The organism is Streptomyces sp. NPDC050161 (assembly GCF_044460025.1).
Classification (GTDB): Bacteria; Actinomycetota; Actinomycetes; order Streptomycetales; family Streptomycetaceae; genus Streptomyces.
Map to the genome: position 1 here is coordinate 523,683 of NZ_JBITJM010000004.1, position 12,526 is coordinate 536,208.

12 protein-coding genes are annotated in these 12,526 nt (G+C 72.6%); 4 read left to right on the top strand and 8 right to left on the bottom strand.

All coding sequences use genetic code 11. The annotated features are described in order from the left end of the window. Positions 1–65 precede the first annotated feature (65 nt). Positions 66–1,166 (bottom strand): M20 family metallopeptidase, encoded by a 1,101-nt coding sequence (locus ACIBK8_RS09860; protein WP_399041183.1) that lies wholly within the window; start codon positions 1,164–1,166, stop codon positions 66–68. 88 nt (positions 1,167–1,254) lie between these two features. After that, a complete protein-coding gene (locus ACIBK8_RS09865) occupies positions 1,255–2,136 on the bottom strand; it encodes a sigma-70 family RNA polymerase sigma factor (protein WP_399041185.1) in 882 nt (293 codons plus the stop codon). A gap of 73 nt (positions 2,137–2,209) precedes the next feature. Here ACIBK8_RS09865 and ACIBK8_RS09870 point away from each other — a divergent pair, with 73 nt between their 5' ends. Continuing rightward, positions 2,210–2,929 carry an FMN-dependent NADH-azoreductase gene (locus tag ACIBK8_RS09870; protein ID WP_399041186.1) on the top strand — a complete coding sequence of 240 codons (720 nt, stop codon included), beginning with the start codon at positions 2,210–2,212 and terminating at the stop codon, positions 2,927–2,929. Positions 2,930–2,971: 42 nt separating this feature from the next. Here the strand turns inward: ACIBK8_RS09870 and ACIBK8_RS09875 are convergent, their stop codons facing one another. From ACIBK8_RS09875 to ACIBK8_RS09890, 4 genes are read right to left on the bottom strand one after another with little or no spacing between them, the layout of a single operon-like run. Further along, the gene (locus tag ACIBK8_RS09875; RefSeq protein ID WP_399041187.1) at positions 2,972–4,810 is read right to left on the bottom strand and encodes a WD40 repeat domain-containing protein; all 1,839 of its coding nucleotides are present in this window, start codon (positions 4,808–4,810) and stop codon (positions 2,972–2,974) included. A 6-nt stretch (positions 4,811–4,816) separates the two neighbouring features. After that, positions 4,817–5,320: a hypothetical protein gene (locus tag ACIBK8_RS09880; protein WP_399041188.1), complete on the bottom strand. Its 504-nt coding sequence runs from the start codon at positions 5,318–5,320 to the stop codon at positions 4,817–4,819. Then, entirely contained in the window at positions 5,271–7,121 is a 1,851-nt protein-coding gene (locus ACIBK8_RS09885) for a serine protease (RefSeq protein ID WP_399041191.1), read from the bottom strand. The genes ACIBK8_RS09880 and ACIBK8_RS09885 overlap by 50 nt, the downstream gene beginning before the upstream one ends. Beyond that, positions 7,118–7,438 carry a CU044_2847 family protein gene (locus ACIBK8_RS09890; protein WP_399041193.1) on the bottom strand — a complete coding sequence of 107 codons (321 nt, stop codon included), beginning with the start codon at positions 7,436–7,438 and terminating at the stop codon, positions 7,118–7,120. The genes ACIBK8_RS09885 and ACIBK8_RS09890 overlap by 4 nt, the downstream gene beginning before the upstream one ends. Before the next feature lie 464 nt (positions 7,439–7,902). Here ACIBK8_RS09890 and ACIBK8_RS09895 point away from each other — a divergent pair, with 464 nt between their 5' ends. Then, positions 7,903–9,387, top strand: a complete 1,485-nt coding sequence (locus ACIBK8_RS09895; protein ID WP_399041194.1) for an MFS transporter — start codon at positions 7,903–7,905, stop codon at positions 9,385–9,387. Beyond that, positions 9,384–9,944 carry a TetR family transcriptional regulator gene (locus tag ACIBK8_RS09900; RefSeq protein WP_399041195.1) on the top strand — a complete coding sequence of 187 codons (561 nt, stop codon included), beginning with the start codon at positions 9,384–9,386 and terminating at the stop codon, positions 9,942–9,944. The genes ACIBK8_RS09895 and ACIBK8_RS09900 overlap by 4 nt, the downstream gene beginning before the upstream one ends. Before the next feature lie 70 nt (positions 9,945–10,014). Here ACIBK8_RS09900 and ACIBK8_RS09905 read toward each other — a convergent pair whose 3' ends face one another. Beyond that, positions 10,015–11,244, bottom strand: a complete 1,230-nt coding sequence (locus ACIBK8_RS09905) for an MFS transporter (protein WP_399041196.1) — start codon at positions 11,242–11,244, stop codon at positions 10,015–10,017. 91 nt (positions 11,245–11,335) lie between these two features. Here ACIBK8_RS09905 and ACIBK8_RS09910 point away from each other — a divergent pair, with 91 nt between their 5' ends. Next, positions 11,336–12,037 carry a FadR/GntR family transcriptional regulator gene (locus tag ACIBK8_RS09910; protein WP_399041197.1) on the top strand — a complete coding sequence of 234 codons (702 nt, stop codon included), beginning with the start codon at positions 11,336–11,338 and terminating at the stop codon, positions 12,035–12,037. A 57-nt stretch (positions 12,038–12,094) separates the two neighbouring features. Here ACIBK8_RS09910 and ACIBK8_RS09915 read toward each other — a convergent pair whose 3' ends face one another. After that, a complete protein-coding gene (locus ACIBK8_RS09915) occupies positions 12,095–12,517 on the bottom strand; it encodes a hypothetical protein (RefSeq protein ID WP_399041198.1) in 423 nt (140 codons plus the stop codon). Between the last annotated feature and the right edge of the window lie 9 nt (positions 12,518–12,526).

The following is a 12,526-nucleotide window of genomic DNA, read 5'->3' on the forward strand; positions in this document are numbered from 1 at the left end:
GCCACGGGCAACCGGGCCGGGGGAGAGGCGCGTTGGTCACCCTCGCGCGCCCCCGGCCCGGCCGCTCAACGGTCCCGGATGGCCCGCACCAGTCCGGCAACGAGACGCGCCCGCTCGGCCATGGCCCCGACCAGCAGGTACTCGTGGTCGGCGTGGGCGCCGCCGCCGACCGCCCCGAGGCCGTCGAGCGTCGGCACCCCCAGCGCGGCCGTGAAGTTGCCGTCGCTCCCGCCGCCCACCGCCTTGCCTTCGAGGCCGGGAAGCAACCGCTGCGCCAGGGCGAACAGCTCGGTCGATGCCGACTCGGGCATCGGCGGCCGTCCGACGGACCCCTCAACGGCGATCTCCGCCTCGTCGAGGTGCGGGGCCAGCGCCGCGAAGGCGGCTTCGACGCGGTCCTTCTCCTCGGCCGACTCGACCCGGACGTCAACGATCACGGTCGCCTCCGCCGGAACGACGTTGTCCAGGGTTCCCGCGGACGCGACGGTCGGGGTCACGGTCGTGCCGATATCGGGACGGCCGAGCGCGGCGATGTCCAGTACCTGATGTGACGCTTCGACCAGGGCATTGACCCCGGCCGCCGGCTCAAGACCGGCGTGCGAAGCCCGGCCGGCGACGGAGACCTGGAACGTGCCGCAGCCCTTACGGCCGGTCTTCAAAGCCCCGCCGTCAGCGGCACCCTCGAACACCAGCACCGCACCGCAGGCCAGGGCCCGTTCCTCGATGAGAGCACGGGAGGAACGGGAGCCGACCTCCTCGTCCGCGGTCACCAGGATCTCGACACCGGACAGGTCATCGAGCGCCGCCAGACCGTGAACGGCCTGCACCAGACCGCCGAGCATGTCGAAGACCCCGGGTCCTGTCGCCTTTCCGTCCGCCACCAGGAACGGGCGGCGCTCCAGGGTGCCCAGCGGAAACACCGTGTCGTGGTGGCCGAGAACCAGCACCGCGGGATCGCCGCCGGCCGACCAGTGCACATGCGGCCCGGCTTCGCTCTCGATGAGGACGGCCCGGCCGCCCAGACGGTCCTCGATGACCGCCGCGACAGCTTCGGCCGATGCCCGCAACGCGCCGATGTCGCGCGAAGGAGACTCGATCTCGACGAGTGTCCTGAGGTCATCGAGCATCGCGTCAACACTCACATCGACGGTCCTGTGCATCGTCATGCCGCAAGGGTACGTGGCACGCCGGGACGGAACGGGGTGACCTGCGCCGTCGCGCTCGCCCACGCAACCGCCCCTCCGCACCGGCCCGTCAGTCGAGGACGGCGAGGTCGAGTTCCCGGAGGCGCGCAGGGTCGGCGATCACGTCGTATGCGGTGATCCTGTCGTCATCGATGGTGAAGGTGAGTGCCAGCAGCAGTCGGCCGCGCGGGGCCACGACGACTCCCACCGTGCCGTTGACCAGCGCCAGTTCGGCGAACTGCGACCGGCGGGCAAGGGCGGCCGTCCCCTTCGCCACGGCCTGCGCACCACGGACCTCGGCCGCGACGCCCGGCGGCAGGGCGACGGCGTCGGCGCGGCGCACCACGTCGGGGGCCAGCACCGCGAGGATCGCGGCGAGGTCACCGGCCCGCGCGGCGGCGAGGAAAGCCGACACGACCTGCCGGTGCCGGGCGATCTCGGCAGCCGGTACCACCGGAGTGCCCTGAACCTTGTGGCGCGCGCGGCTGGCGAGCTTCTTCGTGGCGACCGGCGTGCGTTCCACGAGGGGCGCGATCCGGTTGAACGGCACGGCGAACATGTCGTGCAGCACGAACGCGACCCGCTCGACGGGGTCCAGCGTGTCCAGCACCACGAGCAGCGCCCGGCTCACCGAGTCGGTCAGCACCGCCTCGTCCTCCGGCGGACTGCCAGGGCCCGGCTTCGAGAACTGGTCGAGCACCTCCTGCTCGGTCAGGTCCTCCCGCCGTGACCTGCGGGAACGCAGCATGTCCAGGCAGATCCGGGTCACCACGGTCCGTAGCCAGCCGGCCAGGTTGTCCACCTCACCGGCATCGACCCGGCTCAGGCGGAGCCACGTCTCCTGCACCGCGTCATCGGCCTCGTCCGGCGAGCCGAGCATCCGGTAGGCGACGGCGCGGAGCCGGCCGCGCTGCGCCTCGAAACGTTCCGCCAGCTGATCGCGCTCGTCCACCGGTCACCTTTCCTCGTCCCGATCCGTCACCCCTCATGACGAACGCAACGTAGCGGAAGTGACAGGAGAAACGATGCCGACCTTGCTGCACCTGGATTCCAGCGCCGATCTCTCCGGCGGGTCGGTCAGCAGGCAGCTGACCACGCTGTTCGCAGACACCTGGCGGACCGCGCACGGCCCGGCCGGATACCGCTACCGGGACCTGGCCGCCGACCCGGTGCCACCCCTGGACACCGCCTACTGCGCGCTCGGCCGGCGACTGGAGCGGGACGGCCTCCTGCCGCCCGCCGAAGTGGACGCGCTGGCCAAGAGCCCGGCCGAGGAACGGGCGTGGGCGCTGACCCGCCCGCTGATCGACGAACTGCTGACGGCCGACACCGTGCTGATCGGCGCCCCGATGTACAACTACTCGGTGTCCGCCCTGCTGAAGGCGTGGATCGACCGGGTGTGCTTCCCGGGGGCGCTCACCGATCCCGACACCGGGGACGGCCTGCTGCACGGCACGAAGGTGGTGGTGATCAGCACACGGGGCGGCGCCTACGGTCCCGGCACCCCACGGGAGGCATGGGACTTCCAAACGCCCTACCTGCGCGCGTACTTCGGCAGGCAGGGCGTGGCGGACGAGGACATACGTGTCGTCTGCGCCGAGATGACCCTGGCCGGACTCGTCCCGCACCTGGCCCGCTTCCGCCCGTCGGCCGCCGACTCGCTGGCCGCGGCACGAGCCGAGGTGACCGCGCTGGCCGGTGCCCCTGCCCGGCGGGAGGAGCGGACGGCCCCGCAGGGCCGGTGACGGCGCGCTCCCCGTGGGCCGGGACGCGTCACACGGCACCGCTCAGGCCGCGGGCCCGATGCCCGTGCCGATGTCGAGGGCCAGCAGCCCGGCTTCCGAGCCGACGAACAGACGGCGGCCGAGGGAACACAGCGCGTGCACGGGGTGATGGACGGGAATGACCGACAGACAGACGCCCGACGAGCAGTCCCAGACACGCACCGCCCGGTCGGTCCCGCCGGTGGCCAGCAGGTCCCCACCGGCGCCCCCGGTGACCACGCACATCGCCTTGACGCTGCCCGCGGGGACATCGAGTTCCCGCTCCGCGGCTCCGGTGCCGGGATCCCAGATGCGGACCGATCTGCGGCCGACGGCGAGCAGGGTGCGCCCGTCCTCTCCGGTGAGCGCGCAGAGGTGCCGTACGTCGTGGTGGTCGTGCGGGTCGACCAGCCTGCGTTCACAGTGGCCGCTCTCCGCGTCCGTGACGAAGACCGTGTCGCTGGGGCCGCCGCGGACCACCTTCGGCGCGTGACCGTCTCCGTTGAAGACGCACAGGACCCAGGTGGCAGGACCTGTGCGGGACTTCCGCAGGCAGCGGCCGGTCGCGGGATCCCAGACGCGCACCCGCCCCAGGATCAGGCCCTGGACGGTGGCCAGCCGCTGGGTGCCGTCGGCGGCGGTGAACGCGACCACGTCGTTGAGCCATCGGGCGCGGCGGGTCAACTCCCGCTCCAGCGTGCCGGTTTCGGGATCCCAGATGCGTACCGCGCGGTCCCGCCCACCGGTGGCAAGACGCGGCCGGCCGCTCGTGTCGGTGAACCCGGTCAGCACCTCCACCGGCTGTTCGTGCGCGGTCAGTTCATGAACCGGCGCGCCGCTCTCCGGGTCCAGGATCTGCACCGCACGGTCGTCCGCGCAGGTGGCCAGCCAGGCGCGGCCGTCGGCACCGGCGCAGACGGTGGCCATCCGCACGACGGCCGGCTGCCGCTGGGGCCGGCTCCGGCGCGCGAGGAGGGGATCCCAGACGCGGACGGTCCCGTCGGAGCACGCCGCGGCCAGCCGGGCGCGCCCGTCGGGCCCGTCGTACGCGCAGAGTGAGCGGATCCCGGCCGCGTGGATCCTCCGGTCCGGCGGGCCGCCGCCCGAGCCGGGAGCGCAGAGGAGCAGCCAGCCGTCGGACCCACCGGCGGCGAGCTGCGCCCGCGCGTCGGAACCGGGGAACGCGCACAGCGCGCTGATGCCGCCCACATCGGCCGTCAGGTCCCATTCCCGGACGCCGGTGCGGAGGTTCCAGAGGCACATCCGGCCGTCGGAATCGCCGGACGCCAGACGCACACCGCCGTCGGGGTCTTCGACGGCGCACAACGCGGTGACGCTGCCGGTGTGGCCCGCCAGTTGGTGCTCCGGCGTGCCGTCGGCCGGATTCCAGACGTACACCGTTCCGCCACCGGTGCCGGCGGCCACCCGTGCCCGCCCGTCAGGCCCGGTCACCGCACACAACACCTCGACGTTGCCGTCGTATCCGTTCAGCGAACCCACCCGGCTGCCGGAGGCCAGATCCCACAGGCGCACCTCGCGGTTGGGCATGTCAACGGTGGCCAGCAGGGCCGCGCCGTCGGCACCGGCGAAGGCGCACAGGGCGTGCGTCCGGCCGGCGGCGGTCAGCACCCACTCCTGCTCGCCGGTCGCCGGATCCCAGATGACCGGTGGCCCCAGCGCCCTGCTGACGTCCGCCGAAATCGTGACGAGCCGTACCTGGCCGTCGCCGCGGGTGAACGCTTCGACGGCTTGCAAGCCGCTCGACACCGACAACAGGGAGTGCTCCAGACCGGCGGTCGCGGCGTCCCAGACGTGCAGCCGCCCGTGCCAGTACTCCCGCCTGCCAATTCCCGCCGTAGGCACGGTCCATCACCCCATTCCCGAGCTGATGGTGTACGCCGCACCGGCCAGCCGCGGCCTGCCGTCGTACCCCTCGAAGACACACACCGCCGTCGCACGGTCGGCCTCCCCGTCGAGTGTGGTGACCTCCGTACGGGGACGCGTACGGGCCCATGCCACCCGGTAGGGGACCGCCGCCCCGCCGACGGGGGCCGGGGCGTCGGCGATGTCCTCCATGGCGGCGGTCACGGCGAACAGCGCGGCCCGCTCGGCGGGACCGGCGTCGGCCGCGGCGGGGGTGAGCGACAGCAAAAGCGCCCGGTTCCGGCCGCGCTCGGTCACCGCCCGGTCGGCGAAGGCCAGCAACTGCACCAGGTCGCCGTGGAGAAGGAAGCCGTCCTCCCCGAGCACGTCATCGATCATCCCCGCGCGCGCCGCATGCTCGGGCAGCGACCGCAGCACGTACTCGGGGGCCGCGGCCCAGTCACGGACCCCACCAACTGGTGAGGAACGCTCGGGTGAGGGCGCGTTCATCAGCGGCACGCTCCTTCCAGTCCGCACGCTGCGCGAGCAGGGAGTCCACCAGCGCCTGGTGGAACAGCCGGAACGTCCGACCGTCGGGATCGGAACCGGACTCGATGAGAAAGTTCGCCGCGGCGGACCGCGCGAACCGGGCCAGCGCCTGCGGATCGACGGACACGTCGTGCAGGGCACCGATGGCCGTCGACCACAACGGGGCGGTGAAGCCCGGCATGTGGGCGAAGGCGAGGGCGGTGAGGGCACCGGCGGCGGAGACCGCGCCGCCCGCCACGGGCGGCACCAGCCGTTCCAGGTACGCGTGCAGGACCTCGTCCACATCCGGCGAGAACGTCAGCGCGTCGGGGTCGACCGGCTCCGTGTCGTAGAGGCCGTGGCTGCGCGCGACCAGTCCGGCGACGAGGAAGTTGCGCGCGGACCGTTCGGCGATCCGGCGGGCGACCGGCCGGGCGACCGCACCGTCGGCATACGGGTTCCCCGCCCGCTCGTTGCCCGACAGCCGGAGGGTGGCCAGCGCGTACGCCTCCAGATCGGCCGGCGCGAAGTACGCGGGGCTGTCCAGATCGATGGTGACCCGCCCCGTCCGGAAGGCGCCCAGCAGATCCCCCAGGTCATCGCGGTACCTGGCACCCACCACGACCCGGGCGCAGGGGACGGTCTCGGCCAGCGGCCGGGCGACCATCCGGATGATCAGACGCGCCTGCTCCGGCGACGCGGCCTCGTCCAGCGCGTCGATGACCACGTTGAAGGGGGCGCCCGCGGTGAGCGCGCGGGCCATGAAGGCGGGGAAGTCCTGGAGCTGTTCGGGCACTTGGGCCGAAGCGGCCCGCGCGATCTCGGCCGCCACCTCCAGCGCGGTCCTGCCCCTGGCGAACACCGCGCAGCCGATCGAGCCCTCGTCGGCGCGTACCGCGTCGTCGTCGGCGGGCAGGAGAGCGCCGACGGCCGGGTCCGCGGTGGTGACGATCCGCGCCAGCACCGCCGATTTGCCGACGCCGGGCGAGCCGGTCACCACCAGGACCTGCCGGTGGTCCGCCCGCTGCCGGAACCACTCGACGATGCGGTGCAGCGCCGCCGTACGCCCCCGGAACCGCCAGCCGCCCTCACTGTCGACGGCCACCCCGCGCGCACGTGGCCGCCAATGCCTGGCCGCCTGCGTATCGCCGTCCAGTGTCCAGCCAGGAACGGCGTCCGGCGGGCGGCAGGCGGCAAGACCGTGGAGGCTCTCGGCCTCGAACAGGGTGACCGCCCGGCCGTTGCCGCCGCCCGCCTGGGCGACGACCCCCACGAGAGCGCCGTACGGGGCACACCACAGACCCGCTCCGCTGAAGCCGCGCTCGATGCGGTGGGAGGGCGCCGTGTCCAGCCGCACCCACCCGTGCCCCAGGGCCGTTCCGATCTCTCCTCTGGCGCTGTCGCCGAGCGGGTCGCCACCGGGGAAGCCGAACGCCCACCACGACGCGCCTTCCAGGTCTTCGGGCCGCGGACACCGCAAGGCAGGCGGGCGCACACCCGGCGGCATCCCTGCGTCCGTATCGAGACGGAGCACGGCCAGATCCTGCTCGGCGGTGCCACGGGCGACCACCAGGGCCCGGCGCGCCGGCTGCCCGGGGACCATGGGAAAGCGCACCCGTACGGTCTCGGATCCGCAGATGTGCGAGCAGGTGAGGATCCGTTCGTCGTCGATGACGAATCCCGCCCCGACCGGCGTCGCACCGTCATCGGAGAGGACCGCGACCACCCACGAACGGTCCTGCGGAAGGCGCCATCCGGCGCGCGAGGTCGAAGCGGCGCTCATGAGCGAGCAGTCGGCTCCTCGGACTTCCAGGTCAGCGTGATCTCGAAGGCGACCTCGCTGTTCGCCGCGGCGATGAGCCAGGTGGTTCCGCCGCTCACCTTGACGCCGAACTTCACCTGGACCTCATCCGGGCGGCCGGCCGCCCGCACCTGCGACAGCACTTCCTGCGCGGCCCGTACGGCAGGCGCGACGGCCGCCCGCACCTCGCCGGCCCGCTCGCCCAGCCTTCCGGCCGGCTGGAACCCGGGAGGCGGCTCGATCTCGAACCCCACATGCGTGCCATCGTCCAGCGCGTACGCGACGACCTGCCTGTCCACCCGGTCCCCCTCAACTCCACGGATTCCGGCCATCCTTGCACCGAAGGACCGCCGGTGTGATGGGTTCCGGCGGCGAGAACCCTCCCGTACTGCGGGGGAGCGGGGGCGAGTTGACCTCTCGCGGTACGGGACGGGCCGGTGCCCCGCACGCCGCCCCGCATACGTTTGTCACAGGCACGTAGGAGAGGCCGGCACCGCCACGGAACCGCCCGCGAGCAACGGCTCGTCCGACAACGCCGCTGCCGCTTCCGGCCCCTGCAAGACCTCCCAGCTCGACTTCAGCCATATCCGACGGCAGTTCACCCGCCGCGATCACCGTCGACCCCGTCGGCGCGGGCAAGTAGGCACAACCGCCGACACGAGGACGTCAACCGGGGCGGGCGGGAGGCCGACGTCCGGACGGCCACCGCCACTATGTCATCATGCGAAGACATCAATTGATGACAAGATGGAGTGACCAGACCATGCGGCACATACGCACTTCGTCCTCGGGCGAGCACCGGGCACTGGTCCCGGTGCTGGTCTGTCTGGGCATGCTGGTCGCGATCGTCAGCAGCCTCGGCGCCCCGCTGATCCCGACGATCGCCGACATCGACCACGTATCGGTGACCACCGCGCAGTGGTCGCTCACCGTCACGATGCTGATGGGCGCCGTCGCCACCCCGGCGATGGGGCGCCTCGGCGACGGTCCGCACCGACGGAAGGTGATCATCGGCGGGCTGGCCACGGTGCTGGTGGGCAGCCTGCTGGCGGCGCTGCCGCTGGGCTTCGGCTTCCTGCTCACGGGACGGGCGCTGCAAGGCGTCGGAATGGGGCTCGTGCCCCTCGCGATCGCCACCGCCCGCGATGCCCTGCCGCCCGACCGGGCGCGGTCGGCGCTGGCGACGCTGTCGCTCACGACCGTGGCCGGAGTCGGGCTCGGCTACCCCCTCACCGGGCTGCTCGCGCAGTACTTCGGGATGTACGCCGGATTCTGGTTCGCGGTGATCTCCGCCGCCGCGGCACTGATCGCCGCCGCCCTCGTACTGCCCGAGCCTCCACGGCGTCCGGCGCACCCGATGGACGTGCCGGGCGCGGTGCTGCTCACCGCCGGAATGACGGCGCTGCTGTTCGCCCTCACCGAGGGCGAACGCTGGGGCTGGACGTCGGTCCGGCTGCTCGCCCTGGCCGCGGTGGCGGTTCTGCTGCTGACCGGGTGGGTGATCCACGAACTGCGCGCGCCGCACCCCCTGGTCGATGTGCGGCTGGTCCGCGACCGGACGGTCCTCATGGCCGACTTCACCACCATGATCGGCGGCATCGGGACGTACCTGCTGATCTCGCTGGTGACCCGCTACCTGCAGACGCCGCGGAGCGCCGGCTACGGCTTCGGGTCGAGCGTCGTCGTCACCGGACTGGTCCTGGTGCCGTTCTCGGTGGCCAGCCTGGTGTCCGGACGGCTGGTGCGGCTCCTGGCCCGCAGGAATCCGCTGCCCCGGCTGCTGCCGCTGGGCTGTCTGCTCTCCCTCGCGGCCATGCTGTGCTTCGTGTTCGCCCGCGGGAGCATGTGGGGGGTGTGCGCGGCCATGGCCGTGGCCGGGCTCGGCGTCGGCTTCAACTTCGCCGTGACACCCGCCCTCATCGTGGGCGCGGTGCCCGCGCACGAGACCGGCAGCGCGATGAGCTTCAATCAAGTCGTGAAGTACATCGGATACTCGGCAGGAAGCGCGCTCAGCGCCGTGATCCTCCAGGCCCACACCGCCCCCGGGCAGACCCTGCCGTCGAACGACGGCTACCGCACCGCCGGCCTGCTCGGCTGCGCCGTGTGGCTGCTCACGGCGCTGGTGAGCGTGGCGCTGATCAGGCAAGGTGCCCGCCGCCCGTGGCCCGCGGGCGGCGGCGACCCGGCCGGCGACCTCGCGCCGGGACGCGACGAGAGCACGCCGCAGAGCGCCGGGGCCCAGCGGTGAGCGGGGGCACGCAACGCCGCCGCCACGACTCGGCACGCAGCCGCGAACTGCTGCTGACGGCGGCCAGCGAACTCTTCGCCGAGCGCGGCTTCGACCGTACGACGATCCGCGACATCGGCGAACGCGCCGGAGTGGACCCGGCGTTGATCGCCCGCTACTTCGGCAGCAAGACCCTGTTGTACGTCGCCGCCCTGGAGGCCGAGCAGGGCGCCGTGCCCCCGGCCGACCTGCTCGAACCCGAGCGGTTGCGCGAGATCTTCGCGCGGGCCGACCGCCGCGGCCCCGTCCCGCTGGCCCAGGTCGCCGTGCAGCGGCTGACCGACCCCGCCGCACAGGACGCCGCGCGCGCGGCGCTGCACGCCCGGCTGGTGGATCCGCTGCGCGACCGCTTCGTCAGGGAAGGTGTCGACCGGCCGCAGCTACGGGCCGAGATCATGGTGGCGGCCGTCATCGGAGTCATGCTCGGACGCCACTCGGGCGCCTTCGACGAACTGACCCACGCCGACCCCGACGACCTCGTCCCACTGCTGCGGAGCGCGCTCACCGAGGAGCACTGACCTCGGCAGGCGGCGGGCCGCCCCAGACGCCGCCCGCCGCCCAGCGCAAGGCCCCCCACCGCCGGCCGCCTCAGTCCCGCACCACCCGCGCCGAGGTCAGTGAGAGCCCGACGAGCAGTTGCCCGGCGGCGAGCACCAGCAGAACGGCCAGCGGCATCGTCCAGGCGCCGGTCGCGGAGTGCACAAGCCCGATGCCGAAGGGGCCGGCCGAGGCCAGGAGATAGCCGGTGCTCTGGGAGAACGTCGACAGCGCCGCGGTTTCCTGCGGGCTGCGACCGCTGGTGCCGATGATGGCCAGGACCAGGGGGAAGGCCCCCAGTCCGAGCCCGGTCAGCACGGCCCAGAGCGCGGGCAGGGCCAGCGGCGCGCACAGCAGGCCCAGGTATCCGGACATCAACGAGACCCCGACGACGCAGAAGGCGAGCCGCAGTCGCCCCGCGGTCCGGGTGAGCGGCATCAGGGCGAACGTGGACGGAACTCCGACGAGCAGGGCCAGGCCCAGCATGACCCCGGCCCGGTCGGGGCTCATGCCGTGGTCCGTCAGGACGGTCGGGAGCCAGCCGATGACCGCGTAGCTGCTGAGGGACTGCAGGGCGAAGAACGCCGTCACGAGCAGGCCGAACCGGGTACGTCCGGCGGTCAGAGCCGAGACCGCACCGCTGCCGGCGCGGTGCGTCGCGGCCTTCCAGGAACCCGGCCGCAGTGCCCACACCGCCAGGGCCAGCACGGCGGGCAGCGCCCAGGCGGCCAGCCCCAGGGACGGCCGGCCCGCCACGTCCGCGACGGGCACCGCCACCGCCGCGGCGAGGGCCGAGCCGAGAGCCATCGTGGTCGTGTACACCCCGGTCAGCAGCGCGACCCGGTCCGGGAAGTGCGCCTTGACCACGGCCGGCAGCAGGACGTTGCACAGCGCCAGCCCGGCCGAGCCCAGCAGCGTGCCGGCCAGTAGCGCCCACGTCTGGGGCACCGCGCGGACCGCGAGCCCGCCGCCCAGCGCGGCCAGGGCGATGAGGACGGCGGGCTCGGTCCCCACACGGCGGGCCAGCATCGCGCCGGTCGCGCCCACGGCTGCGAAGCACAGGGTCGGCAGGGTCGGTATCAGGGACGCGACGAGCGGGTCGAAGCCCAGCTGGGACCTGAGCTGTTCCAGCAGCGCGGAGCAACTGCTGATGGCCGGCCGCAGGTTGAAGGCGATCAGCACGATTCCGGCGGCGGTCAGCCAGGCGGCCCGGGAGCGGGAGGCGACGGGCCGGGTGAGAGCGGCGGGCGAAGGAGTCGGAGGACGGTGAGTCAACGGCATGCGAGCAAACATAAAACGTCTGACCTTTAACGTCCAATCTTTATGGCTAGAATGGCCGCTGAGCCCTCTTACCCGGTCAGGAAGGACCTCCGTGACTCTCGCCTCCGCACGCCGCTCAGTACTGGTCGACGACGTCATCCAGCGGTTGCGTGCCGAGATCACCTCGGGACGGTGGCCGGTAGGAGGCCGCATCCCGACCGAGACGGCACTCATCGAACAGCTCGGCATCGCCCGCGGCACCCTGCGCGAGGCGACCCGCGCCCTGATCCACGCCGGTCTCCTCCAGGCGCGCCAGGGCGACGGCACCTACGTGCGCGCCACCAGCGAACTGTCCGGCGCCATCCAGCGCCTCGACAGCGAACTGAGCGACGTACTCGAAGTCCGCGAGGCCCTCGACGCCCAGGCCGCCCGCCTGGCCGCCACCCGCATCACCCCCGAGGAACTCACCCGCCTCGGCGACCTGCTCACCCAGCGCGCCACCGCCTGGCAGCACCGCGACCGCGACGCATGGATCGAGGCCGACCACGCCTTCCACCAGGGCGTCGCCACCAGCAGCGGCAACGCCCTGCTCGACAACCTCTACACCGCTCTCGGACCGCCGCTGCGCCGCTCGATGACCACCCACTGGGACGAGCACGGATTCGACGGCGCGGACCACCGGGGCCACGAAGAACTCCTCGACGCCCTGCGCACGGGCGACGCCACCCACGCCGCCCGCAGCGCCACCGCCAACATCGACGCCACCGACGCATGGCGCGGCACCACGCCGGCCCCGCCGTCCGGCACGAGCTGAACAGAGACGTGGGCCCCTTTCCTTGAGGAAAGGGGCCCACATTCATGTTCGGCTATCTCATCGGAGCAGCGCCTCGGGTACCGGAAGCTCGTGGCCGGTCAGCATTCTCGCGGTGCGTTTCCGGGTTGCCTCCCGCATGAACGGGATGGCCTTTTCCAGGAGGTCCGTGTCGAAGAACTCCTCCAGAACCTGGAAGTACACGGGCCCCGTCAGGGCATGGGTCGAGCTGCGTACCAAGAGGTCTGCGAACTCGAAGCACCTGCCCATGAGTTCCGCGTCGGGTGACGTCCTTGTGAGTTCCGGCAGCACGACCGGCTCCATGAACGCCTCCTGAAGGAGCGCGAAGGTGTCGTACCGGGCGGCTTCGCTGGTGACGGCCTTGTCCGCGGGCATCTCGTACAGCTCGGCGATGTGTTCCGCGGTTTCCGGCACCATGCGCAGCAGCAGTGCGGGAACCTCCAGTGGGTCGAGTTCGCTCATCATGTTTCC